We start from the raw sequence: 25,270 nt of genomic DNA on the forward strand, positions 1-25,270 counted from the left end.
TTATGGAAGTAAAAATTATACCAACAGGTGGATTATGCAATAGATTGAGAGCCATCGCAACAGGAATAGCTGTTGCGGAGCGCTATCAATCTGGAGCTATCATATATTGGAATAACAGTATCGGCTTAAAAGCTGATTTCAAAGACCTGTTTCAACCAATAAATAATAAACATATTACGTTGAAAGAAAACCAGAAATGGATATACAAAATTGATGGTACAAAGGACTATCTGAAAAGAGCGTTACTTCTGCATCTTTTAAGTGAGCAGTGTATATTCAACTATAGCATATACAGAAGCAATAGTGATATTTACGAGAAATTGAAAAAGCAGTATAAAAATACTCTTTTGTTGATATCCTGCTACCCGATGTGTAAGGAATATGAGCTAAAGAATATATTTGTACCTCAACTCGATATACAGAAAAGAATCGACAAAGTTGTTCAAAATTTCACAAAAAGAACAATTGGAATCCATATTCGCAGAACAGACAACATTGAGTCTATAAAATCTTCACCTCTGGAAGCTTTTATTAATTCTATCAATGCAGAATTGAAGAAAGATGCAAATACTAAATTTTATCTCGCCAGCGATGATGATCATGTAAAGGATATATTGGAGGAAAAATTTCCAGATTCCATAATAACTATTAGAGAAGATGTAGATCGCAACACATTAGAAGGTATGAAATTTGCGGTTGTGGATCTTTTTTGTTTAAGCAAAACACAAAAAATTATAGGAAGTGTTTTTTCATCTTACTCACAAATTGCAGCAGAATTAGGAAATATTGAAATTGAATATGCAAAAATATAAAGAACCTGAGAATAATGGTTTGACCGTTATTATACCAACATATATTCCCAAAGATTATCTATGGGATTGTTTGGATAGTATAGAAAAGCAATCCTTAGATAAAGACAAATTTCAAGTCATCATTGTATTAAATGGAGAAAAAGAACCATATTGGTCAAAAATAGAAGAGCATCTCAAATCATATAAATTCAATTCCACTTTGCTATACTCAAAAGCAAAGGGGGTATCACAAGCAAGAAATATTGGAATTGAAGCTGTAAAATCGAGATACATCACATTTATTGATGATGATGACTGGATTAGTTCTTGCTATTTGGAAGAAATGTTGGCACAAGCAGAAAACGATGCTATCGTAGAAACTTATGCAAAATCTGTAGATGAACGTAAAAAAGAAGAAAAAGAACATTTTCTTGGTATTGCTTTTAAAAATAGCCAAAAGCACAAGAAACATAATATTCTGAATTCTCGTAGTTTTTTCTCCAGTTCTTGCTGTAAACTAATAGACATAAATTCTATCGGTAAAGAACGTTTTGTAGAAGGAATCACACATGGTGAAGATGCCTTTTTCATGTATAAGATTTCATATCGCATTAAAAAGATTAAGACGACTTCCGAAAAGGCAATTTATTATGTGAGAGAAAGACAGGATTCTGCTTCAAGGAATACTCAAATAAGAAATAAGAAGAAAAAGATGGAACGAAAAATGTTGTATTTATACTCTTCTACATATTTTTCTCATCCGTTTCGATACAACTTCTTATTTACAATGACTAGAATCATAGCAACATTAAGAAAGCTACTATTAGAATAGCAGCTTTCTTAATGTAACTTATTGATAAACTTTTATCCAATCTATTTCTGTTTCATAAATTGTATTCAACATAGGAGTATTCCAGCCTTCATCCCCTACACTCTGATTAAGGATTATATAATATGGGCGATCAAATGTCCATTGTCCTTCTTCGACCTCTTCGGAGTCATTTGATTTAAGAAACGTTCCTATTATTCTTCCATCAACATACATAGTTATATAAGTAGGAGTCCACTCCATTCCATAGATATGCCATTGATTAGGTGTCACTTTCTGAGCAAAAGAATTTTGCTGTTCAGTTTTACCTAATATAAAAGAACTATGAGAATGTACTGTTTGATGGGATTTCTGGTCAGTACCAAAAAACTCTACAACATCAATCTCACCATATCTATAAGGATTTCCTTGATTCTCTGGCAACAACCATACAGCAGGGAAATTACCCGGCAAAAAATTGGTTTTCATTTTCACCTCTAATTTTCCATATTTGAAAGAAAACTTACCTTTAGTACAAATTGCGCCAGTTAACATTTTCGCAGAATCAGCAAAAGCAGTATTTGGTATAGCCCGACATATCAATTTACCATTTCTCCTAAGAACAACTGATTTAGAATCAGATATCCATCTTGACCACTTATAAGGTTCTCGATCTGGGACTATCCATTTTGTCGTATCAAAACGTTCCTTTCCTATAGAATTAAAATCATCATAAAAAATCAATTTCCAACTTTTTTCTTTAGCCTGAACAGGAATAGAGTCAGAAATTAATAATCCACATAAAAGCAATAAAAACAGCTTCATATAGTTAGCTTTCATATCTTTTTCTTACAATGTTAACACAAAAAACTCATTTTTTGAACAAAAAAATAGCTTTTAATAATATTTTTATATTTGTATAACGTCCTTAAAGTCATGCAAGAAATCCATGTATAACATGTACTCACACATATAATAATCCAGTATTCTGTTTTTCGAACTGATACAGATGATTTAACACCAGACGAACATACTCTTCATTATTGAATAAATACTTTTTGCGTTCACTCCATTGATTAATATGCAAAATCACCAGTTCATATATTTTTTGAGGTTTCATTATCAGCCACTCCTTAAGATCTGCATTGTTATGCAAGATAAAATCAACAGTTGACAATAACTCCAAAAGATAATTGGAATAAAAGCCAGAGAGGAAACTTGCTGTTTTCTTACAAATATCCTCATAATGCCTATTCTCTTCTTTTGCAAAGAAGTCCTGGACATCTTTGAAAGTATCTGGTGACAACCAAATAGGATCAAATGGTTTTTGTTCCATCTGTCCTACACCTTTTAGATAACTTCCGTTTAAGTAATGAAGAACAAATCTTACCTTACCGGAATAAGGACCATAATAATACTGTCTAAACTGTAATTTAAAACTATCCTTTGCTCCAAATTTTTGCAGAAAATATGCCAGCTTTTCTGCAGCAAATTCAGACGCAAATTCTCCTTCAGAAACCAAGGAACAGAGCATATATAGCAACATAGCTCTTGCTGGAGTCAATTTCACTCGTTCAGATTTCATCAACTCTATAATTGCTTCATTTGGTTCATAAAGTATAATGTCACAATTCAGCTCAGACAATTGGTTAATAATCATCTGTTTTACAACATTCCAATCCAAGCCACCATTATGACTGCCTAATGGAGGTATTGCTATAGACTCGATATGATATTCAAGAATCTTATCTTTCAAATCTTTAAGTCCCATCTCTATATAGGAATACTCAGAGGGCTTTCTCCAGGTCGTTTTTGTAGGAAAATTTACTATGATTTTATTTATTCCATATACATTTTGTTCATGAGTTATGAACATAGAACCAACCCGAACAAGTTTATCTTTACATGCCTTTCTGTATAGAATATAATTATTAGGGTAAGCCTCCTTAAATTGCAAAGCTATACCTTTACCCATCACTCCCACAGTATTTACTGTATTGACAAGTGCTTGAGCAGAACTTTCCAATAAATTGCCTTTTACAAATCTAATCATATCTAATAATAATATTCTGGTTTAACAATAATTTTTTCTTTAGGAATCCCAAAAGAAATCATTTTTTCTAAAGCTTTCTCACTATAAACAAGGAATCCTACTATAAATTGAGGTGGAATCTCATCCTTAAATAACAATTCAGCCTCTTTTTTCCGTTTCCTATCGTCCCAAGGCGATTGATTGAACCAATATGTTGCATATACATCCTCCTGTTTTACAAAACTATCCAATCGTTGCAAATCTGACTTAGAATAGAATTTACTCATATTATTTAATGCATGTCCATCTGTAAAAACGCAATGCAAATCACTACAAATTACATCCTCTATACGTATTACACAATAGACTATCTCATCTGGGGCTTTCTTTGTCAAAATACCATTACCATTTTGAATATTATATAACATAGGGGATCTTGGTCCAAAATAGAAAGGAATATATTCGGATAGTAAAGATCCATCTGGCAGCAGCTTCGTTGAGCGGGCATCCATAACCGACATATCTCCTATAGGTACATAGCTATCACTTGCAAAAGGTGAATTATTATGTACCAAACCATATTTCATAACATGAGGTATGTTATTTATATGGATAATTCTAAAAGCAAACTTAATATGCTTCTTAAAATTTGTATTATCTTCCAAAATTAAATTTGATTCTAAATCAATACAAATATACGATTTTTATTTGAAACACACAAATATCGTTTGGTCTATTCAATAAAAATTAGTTTTTTTTGATATTGTTTTAAAACCCAGAAAATTCAAAACCAACTACTATTCACGTTTCTTTCAATCACATATTTCTTCATCATATTAATTCAGAACACACAAAATAAACATTTTATGTTTTTTTTGAACCAAAAATAACATTTTATAATATTTTTATAGTATCTTTGCAACTAAAATAATAAAAATGGCAAATAATATCGTTTCTGTAATTATGCCTACATATAATACTGGCAAATTACTAGTTGGTAGCATCAATAGCGTACTGAACCAAACATATTCTAATATAGAATTGCTCATTGTAGATGATTGCTCATCAGACGAGGAAACAAAAAGAATTCTTAATGATTTTTCACTGAAAGATTGTCGAGTAAATGTTACCTATCTGAAAAGTAATCACGGACCAAGTTATGCCCGTAATATTGCAATAGAAAAAGCCACAGGGCGATACATTGCATTTTGTGACAGTGACGACAAATGGCATCCTGAAAAAATCGAAAAACAAATTGATTTAATGAAAAAAAAGAATTGCGCACTATGCTGCAGTGCCTACTGTATCTGTGATATTCATAACAATATCGTTGGCATAAACATCCCTCCTAAGCACATTACATTAAATCAAATGAAATATGATAATAAGATTGGCTGCACTACTGCGATATATGATATTAAAAGATTAGGTAAGAAATACTTCATGCCAAAATTATATAAAAGTGAAGATTGGGCTTTATTCTTACAAATAATAAAAGCATGTAAGGATTGCTATGCCTATACAGAGGAACCACTTGCCTACTATTGTCTGAGAAGCGAATCCTTATCAAGCAATAAACTTTCAATGGTAAAATACAATTTAGCAGTATATCAGGAAATATTAGGTTATAATCCAATAAAAGCCTATACTACATTCTTATTAGGCTTCATACCATCATATTTCAAAAAAATCATAAGAAGAAAAATTGACAGCTATAAATATCTTAAGAAACATAGTAGTTTTACAAAAAAATAAATACGCAATATAGACAGAACTCTTTCAAAGAACCTGTATCAATAAGGGCAAACAACGAAATCATTGCTTGCCCTTATTGAACATTTTTAGAATTATGCTAACCTTTTCTAATTAGCCACTCTCCTATCGTCCGCTGGGTACTGTCATAGTTCACACCCACCTTCACTAATTTCTTGCCACTTGCGGTATAAGGTATTAAATAGCCCTTGTCATCAATCTGTCGCAATGCATCTTCTGCAGATCCATCATACTTAAGTTCAAACACATAAATCGTATTAGGCAACTGTAGTACGGCATCAGCCCTACCAATAGCACTCTCCTCCTCCACCTTAATGAACGCTCCCATCAGGTTGAATATCAGATAAAAAACCGTTTGAAAATCACGTTCATTCTTATTGCTTAAACGGTTAGAAATACTTGAGAGATAAGCCTTCAGGCGATTCATTGCCCCTTCAATATTCTCATCATAAAGAAAATCTATGAACTCTGTCACCAAACCATTGTTGTCTATTGAAACTGGAGACAGATAGTTAGGAGACAGACTTCGCAACATTCCTATCCTTACCTCATTGTTAGGATAACCCAACTGATAGCTCTTGGTAAGGGGCTTATAGCCCTTGATTGTAAGATAGCCACTTTGATAGAGCAAAGGTAAGGCGGAAGTCATCTGCTCGGGAGAAACATCGAAATCATCAATAGTAACTCCTTTTGTCTCTATATCCATCACGTTAACATGGTATTTCTGCAAACTCTTTATCAGATAACTTGGCGTACCAGAACCAAACCAATAGGATTCTATGGCTTGACCATTCATGGCGCGAATCAAGCTGAAAGGATTGAAAATATCCTCGGAATGCTTGCTGAAGTGATAACCATCATAATATAAGCGAAGTTCTTCTAAACATTCATCATAGGTTAATCCAAGAGCATCACCCAACCCTTCAACATCAGGCTTCATTACAGAAGTAAGTTCCGTCATACTTATACCGCAAATGGCGGAATATTGATCGAACATACTGATATTTTCCAGATTGTTCAACTCACTAAAGATACTGAGCTGAGAGAACTTGGTGATACCTGTGATGAAAACGAATTCCAAGTATGGATCAAGCTTTTTCAGAGGGCTATAGAAGTTTTGCATGATACGACGGAGTTGTTGCAGGTTGTCTTTCTCATGCACTACATCTAACAACGGAGCATCATATTCATCAATGATGACTACAGCCTTCTGACCTGTCTGCTTGTAAGCGCGCTTTACGATACCTTCCAGTCTTTCATTAGGATAAGTCTCACCTTCCCCTTTACCATAAAGTTTTTCGTAAGGTAAAAGTTCCAGATTTAGATAACTGACCAATGTTTCTGCATCCATGTGCTTAGCACCACTCATGTCAAAATGAAAGACTGGATATTTCACCCATTCCTTCTCATAATCAGCAATGGCAAGTCCTTCAAAAAGTTCTTTTCTTCCTTCGAAATAAGCCTGAAGGGTAGATGCAAAGAGAGACTTTCCAAATCGTCGGGGACGACTCAGAAAGATAAACTTCATTTTTTTCTCTCGAAAATTCACGATATATTTTGTCTTATCTACATAGAGATAATTACCCTCACGAATATTCTCAAAAGTCTGTATTCCTACAGGATAGAAATTAACTATTTTTGCCATAACACTCAGTTTTCTGCAAAGATAAGGGTTTTCAACGGATTTTCCAAAATTTTACTCATATTTTTAAGGAAACTACCTATTTTCTAATATCAATATGTAGTAGTCTAAAAAAAATAGAGAGAAAAATTGAAAAAAAAAGTAATTTCATACAATATTCATATTACTCTATCGTTAATAATATAAACGTAAAAGTTAAAAAATGAACACAATGCCTATAAATAAGCTTGCTTCCTACGAAGAAGTTGAGCTTCCAATAGAAGAAACATCTCAAATACCATCTTATATCAAGATGAATTCCTATGTAAACAATCCTCGATTCATTGCTGATGGCATGAATGAGTTTGAGCGCAATATCAAGCGCATCGGTGACTTTTTGCTTTCAGGAATAAGTCTCATCATATTTTCACCTCTATTTGTCATCTGTTACATTCTGGTGAAAAGAGAGGATGGAGGTCCTGCTATCTTCAAGCAAGAACGCATCGGGCGCTTTGGACGACCTTTCTATATCTATAAATTCCGTTCGATGAGAGTGGATGCAGAGAAGAATGGTCCTCAGCTTTTCGGGCACAAAAAGGATAATCGTATGACAAAGATTGGAGTTTTCCTTCGCGACCATCATCTCGATGAACTTCCTCAGCTCTGGAATGTTTTCAAGGGTGATATGGCGTTTATTGGTCCTCGCCCTGAGCGCAAGTTCTATATTGATCAGATTATGGAGCATGATTCTCGCTATGAGTATCTCTATCAGATTCGCCCAGGAGTTACCTCCTACGCTACTCTCTATAATGGTTATACTGATACCATGGAGAAGATGCTGCGAAGACTTGATTTAGACCTCTACTATTTGGAGAATCGATCATGGTGGTTTGATGCAAAGATTCTCATCAAGACTTTCATCAATATCGTTTTTGGAAAGAAATTCTAAGAATAAACTTAAGAAATTAGGGCAAGCACCTATCCCGGTTGCTTGCCCTAATTGTTTTTATAGCATCTTCATCACATCCTCAGCGCCATAGGAATAACTACCCTCCTATCACAGTCCAATCATCAATAGTTCGACTATCATCTGAGAAATTAATACCCACAAGGAACTTTTTGCGCTTATCATCTGCAAAAGCAGAAAAATACTTTTTTTCCTCTATTTGATTGATTGCTGTTACCGCATCCTTTCCATACTTTAATTCAAAGATAAAGATACAATCAACAGTCTTCAAAACTAAATCAATTCTACCATCTGAAGTTGGAAGTTCTGGAGAAACATCCGCTCCTAACATGGCAAAAATAGTGTACATTACTGCTTGATAATGACGCTCATTATTATTAATTAATGTATAAGGGAATTTATCATAAAAAGTTTTCAAATGAGGCAAAAATGCACTCATATTACCTTCTTTTTTTACATGCTGAAAATATGCACCGCATAAAGCATCATAGCTACCCATCCCATCAGGAGAATAGTAACGGAAAAGGCTTTCTGAAAATCCCTGACGAACTTCCTCATTAGGAAAACTCAGGAGATATTGTCTGCGCTCTTTATCATATTCTTTAATGGTCAAATAACCACTTTGATACAATACAGGCACCGGATCAGAGATGTTTTCCGTAGGTACATCAAAGCGACTTTCAGAAGCCCAAATCCGATCTAATTGAAGCATATCATATCCCTTCTTCTGTAACAATTCTACAAGAAATGTTGGTGTACCAGAAGAGAACCAATAGTTATTTAATGATTTGTCATCCAAAGCATTAATAATGCTATACGGATTATATACGCCTACAGATTTTCCAGAAAAATGATAACCATCATAATGCTTACGCAATGTAGTGACTGCATCGTCAAAAGACAAACCGTTTTCTTGAGCAAAAGCGTAGATTCCATCATTAAATTCTGTGAGCAATTCCTTTTCGGTAAAACCACATACTGCAGAAAACTCATCCTTCATCGTCAATATCTTCAGATTATTTAATTCACTGAAAATACTGACCTGACTAAATTTTGAAATACCTGTGATAAAAACAAATCTCAAATTAGAATCCTGTTGCTTCAAAGGACTCAGAAAATCACGAATGACCTCTCGAATTTCATCCTGTATCTTTTTGTCTTTTACAGAGTCATGCATAGGAGCATCATATTCATCAATGAGCACAACAACTCTCTTGCCTGTTTGTTCACGAGCTGTAGATATGATATTGGCTAATCGCACATTATAGACTTTACAAGCGTCAGCACTCACCTCAATATGATATTTCCTTTCATACTGAGAAAGTATATAATCAAGAGTTACATGCAGATTGTCCAATTGATAATATTTACCAGCACTCAAATCAATATGAACAACAGGATATGATTCCCATTGTTGCTCTAACTTTTCTATCTCCAAACCCTTAAACAATTCTTTACGTCCCTCAAAATAAGCTTGAAGTGTCGAGACAAGCAATGACTTTCCGAATCGACGAGGACGACTTAGAAATTGATTTTTGGCATAATGTGCCAACTGATAGACCAGAGTTGTCTTATCAACATAAGAGTAGCCCTCTTCTATGATTTGTTCAAATGTCTGGATTCCTATAGGATATTTCATATTGCTCACATTTTTCCGCAAAGTTACATTTTTTCTTTGAAACTGCCAAATGATTATAGCTATTTATTTAATAACGACAAATATTTTCGCAATACCGATGGGTGACAGGGGTGACAGACCCCTCCACAAAAAAACAGGAAACTCGTGTCACTGGTGTCACCCAACAAACTGGCTCCAATAAAGGGCTTGACAGAAAACGGTGACAGGTGACACTTTTATATACTCTTTTTTTTATGACTTACCGCGCGAAAATAGATAAAAGATTGATAATCAGAGGGAGACATCCAAATTGGAGGGTAGTGGCTCCAATGCATAAAAAAAAGATGAAAAGTAGGTGTCACCGACACCCTTGAGATTTTTTTGTAAAACTTTACGCTTTTCAGAAACAAGCCATTTGAAGGAAGCAAATGACTTGTTTACGATGAGGAAATGACTTGTTTGCAATGAGGAAATGACTTGATTCGCTGTCCTAAATGACTTGATTACAGGTACTAAATGACTTGATTCGCTGTCCTAAATGACTTGATTACAGATGCTAAATGACTTATTTGGGAAAACAAATACAAAAGAGAAAAGCATCAAAAGGGATAGAAAGGGATAGAAAAGCATCAAAAGGGATAGAAAAGGATAGAAAAGCATCAAAAGGGATAGAAAGGGATAGAAAAGCATCAAAAGGGATAAGTAAGCGCCGGAGAAACTGTAACTTTGCAGCGTCCTTCAGAACTTGAAGTGGCAGAATTTGGTATAACAAACAAAAAATGGAAAAATGGAAAAGCAAATAACACTTTCAGAAAGCAACAAAAATGTCGAACTGATATTGACATCAATCCGACTTTTGAATATTTTCAAAACAAGAATCCGTTTAGAACTTCTTGAATTTCAATCGCAAGGTCTTCGAACGAAGAATCATCTTGCTTCCGCTGAGTGCTTCCTTAGCGAAACCTTCCGGAAGATTGTTGATTCCGTAGTATCGCAAATCGTTGGTAACCTCGGTCAAAGGAATATCACCACCATTGTCCTGATGGCCATGATTAATAAAAGCCTGAGTAATCTTCAAACTATCAGAAGTTTGCTCAAAGCGGAAAAACATCCGCTCAGTATTATTGTCATACTGTGTTGCCGCAATCAGTTTATACTCAATTCCCCAGAAGACATGCAACTTAGACATATCAACCGTCTTGCCATTCTCAAGAGAATCAATACTCTCCAGATGCCAGAAGCCATCAAGCTTGCCATTGTCACTGGATTCCAGTTCACAGGAAGAGAAAGCAAACATGCTAATAGCTACAAAAGCTACCATCATGGCGTGAACAATCTTATATTTTTTCGTAAACATATTCATACTCCGCTATTAAAGTTTAAAGATGCCAGACTTGCTTACCGTCAACTGGAAACCAGCATTATGACCCAACATCTGGTCGCTTCCAAAATCCATACCATACGCACCTTTCACCTTCCAATCATGGTTAAAGTGATAAGCACCCTCAACCAGGAAGCTGACATTGTGATGCATTTTATTGAATGGAATCCTATAAGTACCCCATCCTTTCTGGAATGTACCCAATACTCTATATCCGAAACGTTCAGTTGGCATACCGTCAAAACCTAAGTGATAAGCAACAAAACGGTTATTTAAAACCCGGATGCTTCCATCGGTGTTATAAATTGGAGAACGGTAAAGCGGATTACCCATCACCTGTCCCCAATGCTGCCAACCTGGATAATTGGAATGATTATAATAATCATCACTACCTCCAAGATGGTCTGGAATATTCTGTGTACGATCATGATAGCAAGGACCGCTCTGATACTTTGTGTAAATATACTCTAAGACCACATTGCGCAACCAAGTACCATATTTGACATTCAACTCCAATCCAAGAAGCATGTCCTTCAACTTATATCGATAATAACGGCGCTTGGTATGAGTATTCCATTGATCACCCGTACCGTATCCATCATAATCGAGGAAGAACATAGCACTATGGTCCTCGAAGAAATGATCTCCATAAAATCCGAGTTTCCAGGAATCAGCATCATAATTGATACGGAACACCCAACTGCCCAGCGTATTACCAGCTACATTATGATACTCCTCCCCATCAGAAGCATCGTAACCACCCGGTATAAAAGCCTGCCACATACCCTTCAAACCTCCTTGAGTTGGTTCGACATGCATCACGCCATTCACTTTTTTATACGGCGTACCTCCAAACTCAGCTGCCATTTCCAGTCCTAACTCCACGCTCAGCGGGAAGAAAGAACCCTCATTACCTATCCTCAAATATCCCGCCTTGCTATGATAGAGCATACCATCAGCATACTTGGACTGGCGCTGTGTAAAGTCGTGCTGCCAGTTCTCATCGGTCATCTTACCATAGGCAATATGTCCCTTGATGGCTAACCAATGATGGGCAAAAGGAAGGGTCCAATACTCCGGCAATGCCAAGCGAACCTGTGGTACCGGACGGGCATTGATACCAAAAGTCTGGCTACCACTGCTTAAAGTCTGATTCTTCAGTTCCATAGGATACTCCTTGGCACCGATACTCAGCACACCATGCAGCCAGCGAGCTTCCACAAAAGCCTGCTGAACTACTACATTACTCGTATAATGAATCGGTGCTGCCACATCTAAGCCATAACCGATGCCCCAACGACGGGCTGAATCAGTACCCAACGGACGGATGACACTACCACGGAGATAACCGTTGTTCTTCTCCAGCGAACTGAGTCCATGCTTATTGGCATTGAGCCAAAGCGGAGTCTTACCCTTGGAGAAAGAACCCTGCATCTCCACATTGTAATGAATATCCTTGCCCAAATCCAACTTACCCGGATCTACATCCTCCTGCCAAAGATACTGGGCAGAAACAGAGAGAGGTAAAAGCAGAAATGCACTAAAGACAAACGCTTTTTTCTTATTAGTCTGATAAAATTTCATCTATAATTACTTTCGAAAGTTTTAATAATAACGGAATTTTTCACCTTTTATTATATATAAGGGACAAATTATTGCATTAAGATAATGACCTTTAGGGAATTTCCCCCACCTCTTTAGGGAAAAACCTTTCCTTTGCCAGATATTTCGCCGTATCTTTGCAGCAGAAATAAAACAAGAAGTCAAACTTTATAAAGAGATATGATTATGAAGAAGTTTATATTAGCCCTTGTAGCAATGGTCACAATGACCTTCACTACTGCATCTGCAATGAGTTACGAGCAGGCTCGCCAGCAAGCTCTCTTCTTGACAGATAAAATGGCATACGAGTTGAACCTCACAGACGATCAGTATGAGGCTGCTTACGAAACCAACCTCGATTATCTGATGAGCGTCAATACAGTGGATGACCTCTACGGAATCTACTGGAGACAGCGCAATATGGACTTGAGCTATATCCTCCTGGACTGGCAATATCGCACATTCATCAATGCCACATACTTCTATCGCCCTCTCTACTGGGACGCTGGTTACTGGCATTTCGGCATCTATGCCAGATATCCTCACCGCGACTACTTCTACTTCGGTCGCCCTCACTTCTACGTTTCCTATTGTGGAGGACACAGCTGGAGAATGAATGGTGGTAGAAGCTGGTATCATGGACGCAGTTTCGGTGGTCCACGTCCTGGCGGTCATCCAAGAGTGGGTATGCGTGACGGATTCAACAGAGGAGATTTCGGTCGAGGACAAAGTTTCGGAAACATGAACCGAAATAATGGAAACTCAAACCGCAACAACGGACATAGTTTCGGAAATATGAGCCGTGGCAATGATAATCGCCCTCAGAGCGTGAACAGACCACAGAATAATGGTGGTTTCGGCAACCAGAGCAGCAGTTTCGGCAACCAGAACCGTCAGTTTGGTAATCGCCAGAGCAGTACCCGTACTACTGTTACCCGCGAGAATCCATCAAACAACAGCAGACCTGGTGGTTCTTTCGGTGGCAACCGTGGAGGCTTCGGTAGTGGTTCTTCTATGATGCGCAGCTTTGGCAGTGGCAATACTACCAGCCCATCCAAGAGTTTCACTCCTCGTTCTAATCCAGGAAACGGTGGTGCTTCTTTCGGAAACAGTTCTCGCTCCTTCGGTGGTGGCAACCGTTCTATAGGTGGACCTACAAGAAGCAATGGTGGCGGTTCTCACGGCAGTTTCGGAGGACGCAGATAACTTTGAAGACAGAAATTCATAAGATATAAGAAAAAATAAAAGAGTTATAAAAATCAAGGATAACAAATAAGAAAGTTATAAAACTCAAGTAAAAACAAAAGAGAGTTATACAATACGCTGATAATAAGTTAAAGAACAGACCATTTATATGCATAACATTTACCATGCTGAATAATTAAGTATAGTAAAAGATGAAAGTTCAATAGGTTCAACATAGGTAAAAGGACCAATAGAGAGTTATTTACAGAGGCTTCCCCTTTCTCCTGCAACGGAGAATACGGGAAGCCTCATTTTTTTATATTCATCAAACGTTTCTTGCAAGATAATAAAAACACGTATGATGATTCGTTCAAGAAACTGTTCTTATATCAGATACAGAACTGAATAGAACAACTGGGCGGCAAATACATAGAGCACGATGAGAGGAGAAACCTTAGAAATACCATACGACATACAGCAGAAAATATCCTCCACTCCTTTCAGGTTATCACTGATAACACCGAAACTGCAGCAGACTACGGTTACAGCAAAAGCGGTATAAGGTATGATGCTCTGCGTAAAACTGCTTGGAAAGAGACCGCCCATCACATTCAGCAGGATGGCATGAGGCAACAGGGTGAGTGCCAGCATGATAATCACAAATACCCCCAACTCGAAACTTGCCACGCCCATTGCAAAGCGCTGACGATACTCGTCTGGCTTATAATGGACAATACCACTTCTACAGAAAGCTCCATAAGCGATACCACCCAACACAAGCCACACTAATACGGGCGAAGCTATATGATTCTGGAACTGTCCGAAGAACCAGCGGATGCCCTCAGAACTCAAGAGCGAACGGTTATAGTTCTCCGGCATCGCAGCCGTCAATAGCCACGAAGTCAGCATCAGCAGGATTTGAGCCACGCCCAAACCTAAAGCCAAATACGAAAACACCTTCATTTTCTTCATCGTTCTCTCTATTTTTTTCCTGATTAAATCCTATTCTATATCTTTCTTGATGCCGCAGCTTATTCTGGATCAGCCTCGAGATTGTCGATATCTAAGATGCGAAGTTCGCAGGCCCTTACCACCAGACGGGTAGCATTGATGCCCATACCATTGTTGCCATCAGGGAAGAGTTTCTGTACCAGTTCGTTCTGTCGCTTTTCCAAACTCTTCACACCGAAAGGCATACCTCGCAGATTGGTAATCTGCTCCTTGGTATAACCGAGGGCGAGATGGCGAAGGAAGCGCTCGTCATATTCGTCAATCTCATAATTTACCAAAGCCTCCTGGCGCATCAACTGACTATTGACACTTTTCTTGAAACGTTCTACGATCTTCTGCAGAATCGGCTGATTGAAAACCATCTTCTTACCACTCATGCAGGAAGCCACATCGCCACGGGTCAGGAGTTCCCCACTCTTCAGGATAATACCATCGCAACCTGCATCAAGAACATCCACCCAGAGCTTCTCATTCAGGATTTCTCCCGTGAAAATCAATACCTTTACGTTAGGATACTGTTCCTTGGTATAGCGGCAGATTTCTACACCCACCGTAGTGGAACCGCCCAAACCAAGATCGAGAAGCACGAGGTCAGGCAACTGCTGTTTGATGAGTTTCCAATAGCTCACCTCACTGTCAGCTGTTCCAATAATCTCAGCTTCGGGTATATCGTTTTTGAAAATTCCTTCCGTACCTTTCAGTTCCAAAGGTACATCCTCTACTATGATTACTTTAAAATTGTCCATTATCGTTTATTTGAGTCTATGTTGAATTTATGTTTTAACTATCCTTGATTCTATACTAACATCCCCGGCAACACCACCTCAATGACCAGGAATCCATCATCAGAAGGCTTTGCCTGGATACCGCAGCCACGAAGATTGGTCGTTTCTCCCATCTCCCTCACTATCTGGCGGCAAACTAAGAATCTCATATTCTCGGTCAGCGGAGTGAAAAGGCGATGATGCAAGGAATCGTCGTATCTCAATTCTGAGAAGACAAACTGGCAGGTAGCATAAGCCGTATGCACAGTTTTGATTTCCTGTTTCACTTGCGTGATGGCAATACCATGCGCCTTGGCAAGATCCTTCACGGTTTCCTGTATCAGTCGGAAGAGATAATCCTTCAGCGCAGCATCACACTTCAGATTGGTTTCCACCTGTTCCATCGCCTGCGCACTCAGCATCAGATAGATGGATTTATAGTAATCTACCAATTCTTTCAGAGAAGCTACATCATCGGGGGATGCCTCTATCAACTGTCGGATACGTGACGGATAATACATCGTCTCATGCTTCAACGTAGAGAGGCAATTATCTAATACAGAATTAGATACGTGCAAACGATCATTCTCAAATCGCACCCTTCTCAACTCATCTTCCAGCAGTTGATTATCTGCCTCCTTGCCATTCGATAAATCCAGTCCACGTTTCAGTTCTTCCTCAATCTCATGCACCACCTCATCCAAACGGAAATTGGCACGGGTATGCCGGGACTTCTTACTCCATATTTCCCTGATGCGCTTCAACTTCTCCGGTATAGACTGGTCGCTGAGCAACAGAAGATTGATATCACGGATGCGATCCACCGCAAAGCGATAGGTCACTACATGGCGATAATAGAGCAGATAGTAGGCTATCGGCAACTGCAACAACAGGAGAAAGAGCAGGATGACAGCTACCGTCTTGGAGTTTTCCGAACTCTGCATCGTGCGGACATACTCAGGCAGTGTATTATCAGTACTCCGTTCCCGGAAGAGTTTGGTATAAACCTTATTGTTTCTATCATACAAAGTCCATTGATGCAAGGCAAGCGCAGCCACCGCACTCTCATTTCTGATGTCGAGAATAATGCTGTAGTCGGTCGTCACACTATCAGCAAACCATTTCAGTTCGGCAGCTTGAGAGAGTTTTGGACTGCTCACCATCAGATTTTTACCCTGAGGATACTGGCGCAGATAATGCTGATTGAGATAGTAGATGGCAGAATCTGCAAATGCCAAGGTACGCTGGTATGTACCATTGATATTGCTAAAATAAGCACTGTCGGCAAAGGCATCAGCCAAAGTGAGTTCTCGGGAAACCTTTCCGGTAGCCAGGGTATGATGATGTATCTGGGATGCAAAAGACGACACGGATGATGCCAACAAAAGAATGACACCAACGATCATCCGTCCGATTCCCTTAGGCAGTCGGAAACGGAACACACTACCCTTTCCCACTTCACTCTCTGCCTCAATACGACAAATATTGAAGATACTGCTCACCTTCTTATATTTCTCGATGATACCCATGCAGTTAAGGAGTCCGAATCCATGACCGCCCGTATAGGTACGGTCGAAGACATGAGTCAATTGTTCCTCATCCATTCCCTTACCGGTATCAGCGATGACGATTTCTACGTATTTATCATGTTCCTCTGCAGAAACAGTAACCTTACCTCCAGCAGGAGTAAACTTGCGTGCATTGTCGGCTATGGTATTGATCATAAACAGCGTCAGGGTGCGGTCTGCCTTCACCTTAGCTGTAGTTGGCTGCACATCGAGTTTTATCTTCTTCATCTGGAAACTCATCTTACCCTTTGCCACAATATCGAAAAGCGGTTGGAGAGGGAAAGAGACGATACGGAGATTCAAAGTTCCCTGTCGCATCTGAATCCAGTTGGTCAGGATGATGTTATACTGGTTGATCTTATCCGTCAGTTCTGAGATATACTCATACCGCTCCTGTTTTACCTCATCCGGGGTACTTTCATCATCCTCTGCCAACTTATCCACCTCATGAATCATGCGGTCGATGAAAGGCGTGATACTGTTTACTAAAGAGACCTTGGCACGCTGCTCCAGATTACGTTTTTTATTGTCATCAAGATGCAAACGGGTTATGGATATCTCTTCATCCAATTCTTCTGTTATTTCATTTATATCATTGATATACTGTGCATTACGCTGCTTCCACTGCTCTAAAGGTTCAAGCAGGGAAGACAGCGGTTTAGACTGTATCTTTCTTCTTCGCATACGGTCGAAGAGATACAGGAGGATAACCACGAGCAATATCATGGCGAGTACCGCTGCTATCATGAGATTGAGCTGCAGAGCATTATCATCAAGCAAGGTGGCGCGAGCTTCCAACTGCCTGTCCTGACGGGTTCGCTCCTGCAAGTCAAGATAGATATTGCGGTTGTAGTCACTCTGCTGTTTATTATCGAGCGCAGAATATACCAAACAAAGTCGTTCACGGATAGAAGCCACCAGATCGGGAGCTGACTTGATATTCTTGCTCACTTGCAGGGCACGAAGCAGACAGTCGCCTGCAGAATTATAATCCTCTATAGCGAAGTAACATTCAGCCAGCGTACGGTAACCACCAGCTATCTGGTAGGTATCACCATAAGAAATGAAAAGATTCAGCGCACGCTGAGCTAAATTACCAGCCAAGAGCGTATCTGGCATCTGTTCTACATTCAGATACTGGATAGCCGGCAAATTGTTCCGGATGAGGAAATCTCGCATCCTTCCATTCTGTAGATGTTCACTGATAGCCTGAAGGGCATTAGCCTGCCAGTAAGGATAACCGCCAGCCATCGTTCCATCAGACATGACAACTCGTCCGGCTGAAGCCAACATATAGCATTGTATCAGATAGTCAAATTCCGTCTGTGCTATCTGTTCAGACGTTCCATTGGTGATGGCGCCACCCGAACCGATATTATATAGATAGTTGAGATACTGGGCAGTATCTGCTTCAAGTGCATCCGCATCAATATCGTTCAAAGCCTTCAGCATCGGTTCTTCCAGACCGACATAATAACAATAGGTGGCATCAACGATATCAAATTCGCTATGAGCATAGGTGGCACGTCGCCGCTCACGGGGTGGCAGATTGGAAGCCTCCTCGCCCAAGCGGCGCAAGCGCACCATCGCTTTCTCGCGATAGGAATAAAAATCTTTGTTGTGAGATTCCCGCTGACAGATGCGCATCATCTGCACATCAGCAATGAGAAGCTCCAGTTGGTTGTTGCTTTTTTCTTCCACAAGACCGAGCCATCGGCGAGCCTCCTTGTAGTTCATCTTTGCCATCTCTACGAATGCTAAGTTATTGCAAGCCTCAGCATATCCGGCACTATAGTCATCAGAAAGAGCTAAAGCTCTCTGTGCCAACATCTTAGTAGAATCAAGGTCACGGTAGTGATAGGCGTATGAAAGTGTATTCAACCGATCCACCTCCTGCTTATGAGAAGGACCACAAGCTGAATAGAAAAACAGCGCCAACATCATCACAATGAAGGCGCTGAACTTTTGCGTGATATTAATTTTGGCCATTAAGCCATTAAATTCTCAATTAACCACGAGCCTTGGCAATATAGCCAAGAGCCTCTTTACACTTAGCTGTAACTGCAGCCCAATCGCCAGCAGCAACAGTCTCCTTAGGGAAGAGCTTAGAACCCATACCTACACAGAGAACACCTGCCTTGATCCAAGGAGTCAAGTTCTCTTCAGTTGGCTCTACAGCACCAGTAACCATGATATTGCTCCAGCGCAAAGGTGCCATTACATTCTTAACGAATGAAGGACCACCTACGTTACCTGCAGGGAATACCTTAGTTACATCGCAACCTGCAGCCTGAGCATTGTTGATCTCAGTTACAGAACCACAACCAGGAGAATAAGGAACCAGGCGACGGTTGCATACAGGAGCAATCTCAGGGTTGAAGTTAGGACCTACAATGAAGTTGGCACCCAACTGGAGATAGAGAGAAGCTGTACCAGCGTCAACGACTGTACCAGCACCAAGGATCATCTCTGGGCAATCCTTGTCAGCCCACTTTACCAACTCACCGAAGATTTCGTGAGCGAAATCACCACGGTTAGTAAACTCGAATACACGTACGCCACCCTCATAACAAGCCTTGATGACGTTCTTGCAAATTTCAATATCCTTATTGAAGAATACAGGAACCATACCAGTCTCTTTCATGGCTGCCATGACCTGCATTTTGCTAAACTTTGCCATTTTTTATTTAAATATTAAATGTTAAGTGTTAAATGTTAAATAGGAAGAGCGCAAATGAATTCTACACTCTTCACTTAAATTATCGCTGAACGCGACCATTAGCGTTACCACCAGCAAGACTCTCTACCTCGTCAACAGAAACCAGGTTGAAGTCGCCAGGGATAGTGTGCTTCAAAGCAGAAGCAGCTACTGCAAACTCCAAAGCCTCAGCCTGAGTATTCTTAGTCAAGAGACCGTGGATCAAACCGCCAGAGAAAGAGTCACCACCACCTACGCGGTCGATGATTGGGTTGATATCATAATGCTTGCTCTGGTAGAACTCCTCACCATTGTAGATAAGAGCCTTCCAACCATTGTGTGTAGCAGAGAGAGACTCACGAAGTGTAGAAACTACATACTTGAAGCCAAACTCTTTCATCATACCCTGGAAGATACCATAGTATCCCTCAGCGTCAGTCTTACCACCCTCTACATCGGCATCTGGCTTGAAGCCCAAGCAGAGCTGAGCATCTTCCTCATTACCAATGCATACATCTACGTACTGCATCAATGGACGCATAACAGAGATCGCCTTCTCTGAAGTCCAGAGCTTCTTGCGGAAATTGAGGTCAACAGATACTGTTACACCGTGACGCTTAGCAGCCTCACAAGCCAACTTGGTCAACTCAGCAGCCTTGTCGCTGATAGCAGGAGTAATACCACTCCAGTGGAACCACTGAGCACCCTCCATAATCTTGTCGAAATCGAAATCAGATGGATCTGCCTCAGCGATAGAACTATGAGCACGGTCATAGATTACCTTAGAAGGACGCATAGAAGCACCTGTCTCTGCATAATAGAGACCAACACGGTCGCCACCACGAGCAATGAAATCGGTATTCACGCCATAACGACGGAGGGCGTTAACTGCAATCTGACCAATCTCATGCTTAGGCAACTTAGATACGAAGTAAGCCTCATGACCATAGTTAGCTACACTGACTGCTACGTTAGCCTCACCACCACCAGGGATGATACGGAATGAATCACTCTGAATAAAACGATCATTACCTTCTGGGGACAAACGAAGCATGATCTCACCTAATGTTACAATTTTTGCCATTGCTTGAAATGTTTTTTAATTTGTTTCTTTATAGTTGTTCTTCGAATTCAGTATCAAATAATTTGCATTCTGTTCCGAATATCGTGGCAAAAATAATCATAATTTCTCAAATAACGAAACAAAATCGAGTTTTTTTTTAGTTTTTGTGCAAAAAAGTTGCTGTGCATTCGCACAATTCATTTTTTTATTGTAAATTTGTACCGAATATTCTATATGTGGACGTACACACGGAAAATGGAAGTTCTCTGAATTGCCTTCTTCGCACAGTACACAAGCGTATCGACATATATTATATTAATGTACGCACGTGAAAGAAAGTGCATCATGGACGAAGTTTAATAATAAATGGGTTAAAAACCAGCAAACGCTTAAAACATGGCCGAAAAAATAAGAATCAAGGATATCGCCGAAAGGGCTGGCGTATCTGTAGGTACTGTCGATAGAGTTCTTCACGACCGCCCTAACGTCTCCAAACCTGCCCGCGAAAAAGTGGAACAGGCGCTCAAGGAGATGAACTATCAGCCTAACATGTATGCCAGTGCTCTGGCATACAACAAGTCATATACCTTCTACTTGCTACTTCCGAAGCATGAATCTGAGGCTTACTGGGAGGAGATAGAGGAAGGTGCACGCAAATGTGAGGAAAGCAAACGCGATTTTCACATCAACGTGAAGATCAACTTCTATGAGCGCTCCTGCGAGGAGTCTTTCACCGAACAGGGAAAGGCTATCATCGAAGAAAAGCCGGAGGGGGTCATCATCGTACCTTCATCTCTTGAAATAACCAGAGCGCTTACCGACCAGTTGCATGAGTTGAACATTCCGTTCATCTTGCTCGACTCCTACATGCCTGATCTCCGCCCACTTTCCTTCTTCGGACAGGATTCTTTCTGCAGTGGTTTTTTCGCTGCCAAGATGCTCATGATGCTTGCTTTTAAAGAAAAGGAGATTATGCTGATGAGACAGACAAAGAACGGAATCGTGGTCAGCAAGCAACAGGACAATCGCGAGGTAGGGTTCCGTCACTATATGCACGACCATTTCCCAAGCGTCAAGATCAATGTGCTCGACCTGCCACTCGATGGTTCCCGCGCTGAGTTCATGAAGATGCTGGAGAAATATTTCGCTACATATCCTGATACACATCATTGCATCACCCTCACCTCGAAAGCTCATATCGTGGGGGACTTCCTGCTGAAGACCAACCGCCGTGATGTTCAAATTATGGGATATGATATGGTGGAGAAGAATGCAAAATGTCTGAGAGAAGGAAGCATCTCCTTCCTTATCGCACAGCATGCCTACATGCAGGGATATAACTGTGTGGAGACGCTCTTCCGGGCACTCGTTCTCAAGAAAAAGGTAACACCCGTGAACTATATGCCTATCGAGTTGCTGATGAAGGAGAACATCGACTTCTACCGCCGAACTCAATTATAGGAAGATAGTAGGAATTAATAGAATTTTATGTAATTATAAATATTAAAAAACATAACTACAGATGAAACAATCAAGCTTTATCAAAATTAACCCTGCCGACTCGGTAGTGGTTTGTTTGTGCCCTATGAAGAAGGGCGAGACCATCGAAGTAGATGGTAAGTCTATCACCCTCTTGCAGGATACTCCTGCCGGACACAAAGTGCTCATTAACGATGCACCTGAAGGAAAGGACATCATCAAGTACGGTTACCCTATCGGTCATGCTAAGAAAGATCTGAAACAGGGTGAGTGGGTCAACGAGAATAACCTCAAGACCAACCTTGCCGGCACTTTGGAATATACTTACAATCCTGTGGAAGAACAGTTGAACATCGAGAAAGAAGACCGCACTTTCCTGGGCTACGTGCGCAAGAATGGTGAGGTCGGTGTAAGAAACGAGATCTGGGTAGTTCCTACCGTAGGCTGCGTGAATGGCATAGCGGAAAAACTGGTAGAGCAACTCAAGGAGGAAACAAAATGCGAAGGCATTGACGCCATCCACGCTTGGCACCACAACTTCGGCTGCTCTCAGCTCTCTGGCGACCACGAGAATACCCGCAAGGTGCTTCGTGACATCTGTCTCCATCCAAATGCTGGTGCTGTGCTCGTTCTTTCACTCGGATGTGAGAATAACCAGCCTGACGAGTTCATGGAGATGCTCGGCGACTATGACAAGGATCGCATCAAGTTGCTCGTGACCCAGCAGGTGGAAGGCGACGAACTGGAAGTGGGTATGGATATGCTCTGGCAGCTCTACGACAAGGCTAAAACTGACAAGCGTCAGGAAGTTCCTGTCAGCAAGTTGCGCGTAGGTTTGAAGTGCGGTGGGTCTGACGGGTTCAGCGGTATTACTGCCAACCCATTGGTAGGTGAGTTCTCTGATTGGCTCGTTGCTCAGGGCGGTACTTCCATCCTTACTGAGGTGCCTGAGATGTTCGGTGCAGAGACAATTCTCATGAACCGTTGTGAAAACAAGGAATTGTTCGATAAAACCGTTCACCTCATCAATGATTTCAAGGAATACTTCCTGAGTCATGGCGAACCTGTTGGCGAGAATCCTTCACCAGGCAACAAGGCGGGCGGTATCTCTACATTGGAAGATAAAGCTCTCGGTTGTACACAGAAGTGCGGTCGTGCACCAGTCAGCGGTGTATTGCAGTATGGTGACCGTCTGGAGACAAATGGTTTGAATCTCCTTTCAGCACCAGGCAACGACCTTGTGGCAGCCACAGCCTTGGCATCAGCAGGATGTCAGTTGGTTCTCTTCACCACCGGTCGCGGTACCCCATTCGGCACCTTCGTACCAACCATGAAGATTTCTACCAACAGCACCTTGGCAAAGAACAAGCCAAACTGGATTGACTTCAATGCCGGCGAGCTCGTAGAGGGCACAGAGATGAAAGATCTCGTACGCAAGTTCATCGACAAGATCATCTCCGTAGCCAGTGGAGAGGATGCTCGCAACGAGGAGAATGATTATCGCGAGATTTCCATCTTCAAAAATGGAGTAACACTGTAAAGAAGTGAAGAACGAAGAGTGTAGAGAGAAGAACCCTACACTCTTACTAAATATAAGAAGAATGAGTAATAAGAAAGGATTATTGGCTTTATCGCCACTGATTTTATTGATAGCAATGATAGCCCTCTTTACGGGATATTCCGCAGAGGAAAGTCATAAGGATACGAGCCTATCGCTCACCGTGGCATTCATGATTTCAAGCATCTATGCCGTAGCCATCTCGGGCGGTATGCCTATCAGAAAACGCATCGACACCTATAGTCGAGGGGCTGGAGCCAACAACCTCATGCTCATGCTATGGATATATGTGCTGGCTGGTGCATTCGCTGCATCGGCAAAGGCGATGGGAGCAGTAGATGCCACCGTCAACCTTGCCCTGAGCTTGTTGCCAGCCAGCATGATATTACCCGGTCTCTTCCTCGCTGCCTGCTTCATATCGCTCTCGATAGGCACCAGCGTGGGAACCATCGTAGCTCTCGTGCCCATCGCGGCAGGTCTCGCCCACTCTGTGGATGCTAACCTGGCACTGACCGTAGCCATCATCGTGGGTGGAGCCTACTTTGGCGACAACCTGTCTTTTATCTCTGATACAACGGTCGTAGCTACCCAGACACAAGGTTGCCAGATGAGTGACAAGTTTAGGGTAAATGCCCTCATCGTCATCCCTGCTGCCATCATCATCCTGATTATATATGGAATATTGGGCGCAGGAACCAAGGCACCGACCCATATCGATGCGGTACAATACATGAAGGTTCTACCTTATATAGTAGTACTCGTCACGGCTATTGCTGGCATGAATGTGATGGCAGTACTGACATTGGGTTCCATTCTCTGTGGCATCATCGGCATCATCGATGGCGGTTACGACATTTTCGGATGGTTTTCTGCCATGGGAAATGGCGTGATAGGAATGGGAGAACTCATCATCATCGCTATGATGGCAGGAGGTATGCTTGAGATCATCCGTGAAAACGGAGGCATCGACTTCATCATCTCCAAGATTACAGCTCATGTAAACAGCAAAAGAGGTGCCGAACTGTCTATCGCTGCCCTCGTCTCAATGGTGAATATCTGTACTGCCAACAATACGGTGGCGATTCTTACCGTGGGAAATATCTCTAAGAAGATAGGTGACAAGTTTGGGGTAGATAACCGCAAAGCTGCAAGCATACTTGATACCTTCTCCTGTACCATACAGGGATTGATACCATACGGCGTGCAGATGCTCTTGGCGGCAGGACTCTCAGGTCTCAGTCCGCTCGACATCATCCCTTACCTCTATTATCCAATGGCTATCGGCTTAGCAGCCCTATTTGCCATTCTCTTCAGATACCCAAGAAGATTCAGTTAAAGAATAAATAGGAAA

At 40.8% G+C, this 25,270-nt stretch carries 21 protein-coding genes; 9 read left to right on the forward strand and 12 right to left on the reverse strand.

Annotation, left to right across the window (positions count from 1 at the left end; all coding sequences use genetic code 11):
* Positions 1-2: 2 nt before the first annotated feature.
* The gene (locus tag DW917_RS01120; RefSeq protein WP_147344097.1) at positions 3-812 is read left to right on the forward strand and encodes a hypothetical protein; all 810 of its coding nucleotides are present in this window, start codon (positions 3-5) and stop codon (positions 810-812) included.
* Positions 799-1,623 carry a glycosyltransferase family A protein gene (locus DW917_RS01125; protein ID WP_118115675.1) on the forward strand — a complete coding sequence of 275 codons (825 nt, stop codon included), beginning with the start codon at positions 799-801 and terminating at the stop codon, positions 1,621-1,623. Before DW917_RS01120 ends, DW917_RS01125 begins: the two co-directional genes overlap by 14 nt.
* 18 nt (positions 1,624-1,641) lie before the next feature.
* Here DW917_RS01125 and DW917_RS01130 read toward each other — a convergent pair whose 3' ends face one another.
* From DW917_RS01130 to DW917_RS01140, 3 genes are all read right to left on the reverse strand, one after another.
* Complete coding sequence (locus DW917_RS01130) at positions 1,642-2,439, reverse strand: family 16 glycosylhydrolase (protein ID WP_118115677.1); 798 nt, start codon at positions 2,437-2,439, stop codon at positions 1,642-1,644.
* A 124-nt stretch (positions 2,440-2,563) separates the two neighbouring features.
* Entirely contained in the window at positions 2,564-3,652 is a 1,089-nt protein-coding gene (locus tag DW917_RS01135; protein WP_118115679.1) for a macro domain-containing protein, read from the reverse strand.
* A 2-nt stretch (positions 3,653-3,654) separates the two neighbouring features.
* Positions 3,655-4,296: a DUF4433 domain-containing protein gene (locus tag DW917_RS01140; RefSeq protein ID WP_118115681.1), complete on the reverse strand. Its 642-nt coding sequence runs from the start codon at positions 4,294-4,296 to the stop codon at positions 3,655-3,657.
* 271 nt (positions 4,297-4,567) lie between these two features.
* Between DW917_RS01140 and DW917_RS01145 the strand changes: the two genes are divergently transcribed.
* The gene (locus DW917_RS01145) at positions 4,568-5,386 is read left to right on the forward strand and encodes a glycosyltransferase family 2 protein (RefSeq protein ID WP_118115683.1); all 819 of its coding nucleotides are present in this window, start codon (positions 4,568-4,570) and stop codon (positions 5,384-5,386) included.
* Between the two features lie 97 nt (positions 5,387-5,483).
* Here DW917_RS01145 and DW917_RS01150 read toward each other — a convergent pair whose 3' ends face one another.
* Positions 5,484-7,049 carry an ATP-binding protein gene (locus DW917_RS01150; protein ID WP_118115685.1) on the reverse strand — a complete coding sequence of 522 codons (1,566 nt, stop codon included), beginning with the start codon at positions 7,047-7,049 and terminating at the stop codon, positions 5,484-5,486.
* 289 nt (positions 7,050-7,338) lie between these two features.
* On the opposite strand from DW917_RS01150, the gene DW917_RS01155 reads away from it, so the two are divergent.
* Positions 7,339-7,974 carry a sugar transferase gene (locus tag DW917_RS01155; RefSeq protein ID WP_118115862.1) on the forward strand — a complete coding sequence of 212 codons (636 nt, stop codon included), beginning with the start codon at positions 7,339-7,341 and terminating at the stop codon, positions 7,972-7,974.
* 97 nt (positions 7,975-8,071) lie between these two features.
* On the opposite strand, the gene DW917_RS01160 is transcribed toward DW917_RS01155, so the two are convergent.
* On the reverse strand, positions 8,072-9,631 hold the full coding sequence (locus DW917_RS01160; protein ID WP_233524589.1) for an ATP-binding protein: 1,560 nt from the start codon (positions 9,629-9,631) through the stop codon (positions 8,072-8,074).
* Between the two features lie 548 nt (positions 9,632-10,179).
* Between DW917_RS01160 and DW917_RS17135 the strand changes: the two genes are divergently transcribed.
* Positions 10,180-10,359 (forward strand): hypothetical protein, encoded by a 180-nt coding sequence (locus DW917_RS17135; RefSeq protein ID WP_233524590.1) that lies wholly within the window; start codon positions 10,180-10,182, stop codon positions 10,357-10,359.
* 134 nt (positions 10,360-10,493) lie between these two features.
* Here DW917_RS17135 and DW917_RS01165 read toward each other — a convergent pair whose 3' ends face one another.
* Positions 10,494-10,967 (reverse strand): lipocalin-like domain-containing protein, encoded by a 474-nt coding sequence (locus DW917_RS01165; protein WP_233524591.1) that lies wholly within the window; start codon positions 10,965-10,967, stop codon positions 10,494-10,496.
* A gap of 15 nt (positions 10,968-10,982) precedes the next feature.
* Entirely contained in the window at positions 10,983-12,575 is a 1,593-nt protein-coding gene (locus DW917_RS01170; protein ID WP_118115690.1) for a capsule assembly Wzi family protein, read from the reverse strand.
* Positions 12,576-12,779: 204 nt separating this feature from the next.
* Between DW917_RS01170 and DW917_RS01175 the strand changes: the two genes are divergently transcribed.
* The gene (locus tag DW917_RS01175) at positions 12,780-13,799 is read left to right on the forward strand and encodes a hypothetical protein (protein ID WP_118115866.1); all 1,020 of its coding nucleotides are present in this window, start codon (positions 12,780-12,782) and stop codon (positions 13,797-13,799) included.
* A gap of 363 nt (positions 13,800-14,162) precedes the next feature.
* Here DW917_RS01175 and DW917_RS01180 read toward each other — a convergent pair whose 3' ends face one another.
* The 5 genes from DW917_RS01180 to DW917_RS01200 all read right to left on the reverse strand — a co-directional run bounded on the left by DW917_RS01180 (position 14,163) and on the right by DW917_RS01200 (position 20,903).
* Positions 14,163-14,750: an AbgT family transporter gene (locus tag DW917_RS01180; protein ID WP_233524592.1), complete on the reverse strand. Its 588-nt coding sequence runs from the start codon at positions 14,748-14,750 to the stop codon at positions 14,163-14,165.
* Between the two features lie 59 nt (positions 14,751-14,809).
* Entirely contained in the window at positions 14,810-15,535 is a 726-nt protein-coding gene (locus tag DW917_RS01185; protein WP_022111179.1) for a DUF5932 domain-containing protein, read from the reverse strand.
* 50 nt (positions 15,536-15,585) lie between these two features.
* Positions 15,586-19,110 carry a DUF5112 domain-containing protein gene (locus tag DW917_RS01190; RefSeq protein WP_233524593.1) on the reverse strand — a complete coding sequence of 1,175 codons (3,525 nt, stop codon included), beginning with the start codon at positions 19,108-19,110 and terminating at the stop codon, positions 15,586-15,588.
* A gap of 19 nt (positions 19,111-19,129) precedes the next feature.
* Complete coding sequence (locus tag DW917_RS01195; RefSeq protein WP_118115692.1) at positions 19,130-19,801, reverse strand: bifunctional 4-hydroxy-2-oxoglutarate aldolase/2-dehydro-3-deoxy-phosphogluconate aldolase; 672 nt, start codon at positions 19,799-19,801, stop codon at positions 19,130-19,132.
* A 79-nt stretch (positions 19,802-19,880) separates the two neighbouring features.
* Positions 19,881-20,903, reverse strand: coding sequence for a sugar kinase (locus DW917_RS01200; protein WP_118115694.1), 1,023 nt, complete (start codon positions 20,901-20,903; stop codon positions 19,881-19,883).
* A gap of 375 nt (positions 20,904-21,278) precedes the next feature.
* On the opposite strand from DW917_RS01200, the gene DW917_RS01205 reads away from it, so the two are divergent.
* The 3 genes from DW917_RS01205 to DW917_RS01215 all read left to right on the forward strand — a co-directional run bounded on the left by DW917_RS01205 (position 21,279) and on the right by DW917_RS01215 (position 25,255).
* Positions 21,279-22,343 carry a substrate-binding domain-containing protein gene (locus tag DW917_RS01205; protein WP_118115696.1) on the forward strand — a complete coding sequence of 355 codons (1,065 nt, stop codon included), beginning with the start codon at positions 21,279-21,281 and terminating at the stop codon, positions 22,341-22,343.
* 61 nt (positions 22,344-22,404) lie between these two features.
* Complete coding sequence (locus DW917_RS01210; protein WP_118115698.1) at positions 22,405-23,901, forward strand: UxaA family hydrolase; 1,497 nt, start codon at positions 22,405-22,407, stop codon at positions 23,899-23,901.
* A gap of 61 nt (positions 23,902-23,962) precedes the next feature.
* Complete coding sequence (locus tag DW917_RS01215) at positions 23,963-25,255, forward strand: Na+/H+ antiporter NhaC family protein (RefSeq protein WP_118115700.1); 1,293 nt, start codon at positions 23,963-23,965, stop codon at positions 25,253-25,255.
* The last annotated feature ends 15 nt before the right edge of the window (positions 25,256-25,270 follow it).

It is taken from the genome of Prevotella sp. AM42-24 (assembly GCF_003461825.1).
GTDB lineage: Bacteria > Bacteroidota > Bacteroidia > Bacteroidales > Bacteroidaceae > Prevotella > Prevotella hominis.

Excerpts from the sequence above, each read along its gene's own strand:
- DW917_RS01120 (WP_147344097.1), top strand. The coding sequence starts at position 3 with ATGGAAGTAAAAATTATACCAACAGGTGGATTATGCAATAGATTGAGA.
- DW917_RS01125 (WP_118115675.1), top strand. The coding sequence starts at position 799 with ATGCAAAAATATAAAGAACCTGAGAATAATGGTTTGACCGTTATTATA.
- DW917_RS01130 (WP_118115677.1), bottom strand. The coding sequence starts at position 2,439 with ATGAAAGCTAACTATATGAAGCTGTTTTTATTGCTTTTATGTGGATTA.
- DW917_RS01135 (WP_118115679.1), bottom strand. The coding sequence starts at position 3,652 with ATGATTAGATTTGTAAAAGGCAATTTATTGGAAAGTTCTGCTCAAGCA.
- DW917_RS01145 (WP_118115683.1), top strand. The coding sequence starts at position 4,568 with ATGGCAAATAATATCGTTTCTGTAATTATGCCTACATATAATACTGGC.
- DW917_RS01150 (WP_118115685.1), bottom strand. The coding sequence starts at position 7,049 with ATGGCAAAAATAGTTAATTTCTATCCTGTAGGAATACAGACTTTTGAG.
- DW917_RS01155 (WP_118115862.1), top strand. The coding sequence starts at position 7,339 with ATGAATTCCTATGTAAACAATCCTCGATTCATTGCTGATGGCATGAAT.
- DW917_RS01160 (WP_233524589.1), bottom strand. The coding sequence starts at position 9,631 with ATGAAATATCCTATAGGAATCCAGACATTTGAACAAATCATAGAAGAG.
- DW917_RS01165 (WP_233524591.1), bottom strand. The coding sequence starts at position 10,967 with ATGTTTACGAAAAAATATAAGATTGTTCACGCCATGATGGTAGCTTTT.
- DW917_RS01170 (WP_118115690.1), bottom strand. The coding sequence starts at position 12,575 with ATGAAATTTTATCAGACTAATAAGAAAAAAGCGTTTGTCTTTAGTGCA.
- DW917_RS01175 (WP_118115866.1), top strand. The coding sequence starts at position 12,780 with ATGAAGAAGTTTATATTAGCCCTTGTAGCAATGGTCACAATGACCTTC.
- DW917_RS01180 (WP_233524592.1), bottom strand. The coding sequence starts at position 14,750 with ATGAAGAAAATGAAGGTGTTTTCGTATTTGGCTTTAGGTTTGGGCGTG.
- DW917_RS01185 (WP_022111179.1), bottom strand. The coding sequence starts at position 15,535 with ATGGACAATTTTAAAGTAATCATAGTAGAGGATGTACCTTTGGAACTG.
- DW917_RS01190 (WP_233524593.1), bottom strand. The coding sequence starts at position 19,110 with ATGGCCAAAATTAATATCACGCAAAAGTTCAGCGCCTTCATTGTGATG.
- DW917_RS01195 (WP_118115692.1), bottom strand. The coding sequence starts at position 19,801 with ATGGCAAAGTTTAGCAAAATGCAGGTCATGGCAGCCATGAAAGAGACT.
- DW917_RS01200 (WP_118115694.1), bottom strand. The coding sequence starts at position 20,903 with ATGGCAAAAATTGTAACATTAGGTGAGATCATGCTTCGTTTGTCCCCA.
- DW917_RS01205 (WP_118115696.1), top strand. The coding sequence starts at position 21,279 with ATGGCCGAAAAAATAAGAATCAAGGATATCGCCGAAAGGGCTGGCGTA.
- DW917_RS01210 (WP_118115698.1), top strand. The coding sequence starts at position 22,405 with ATGAAACAATCAAGCTTTATCAAAATTAACCCTGCCGACTCGGTAGTG.
- DW917_RS01215 (WP_118115700.1), top strand. The coding sequence starts at position 23,963 with ATGAGTAATAAGAAAGGATTATTGGCTTTATCGCCACTGATTTTATTG.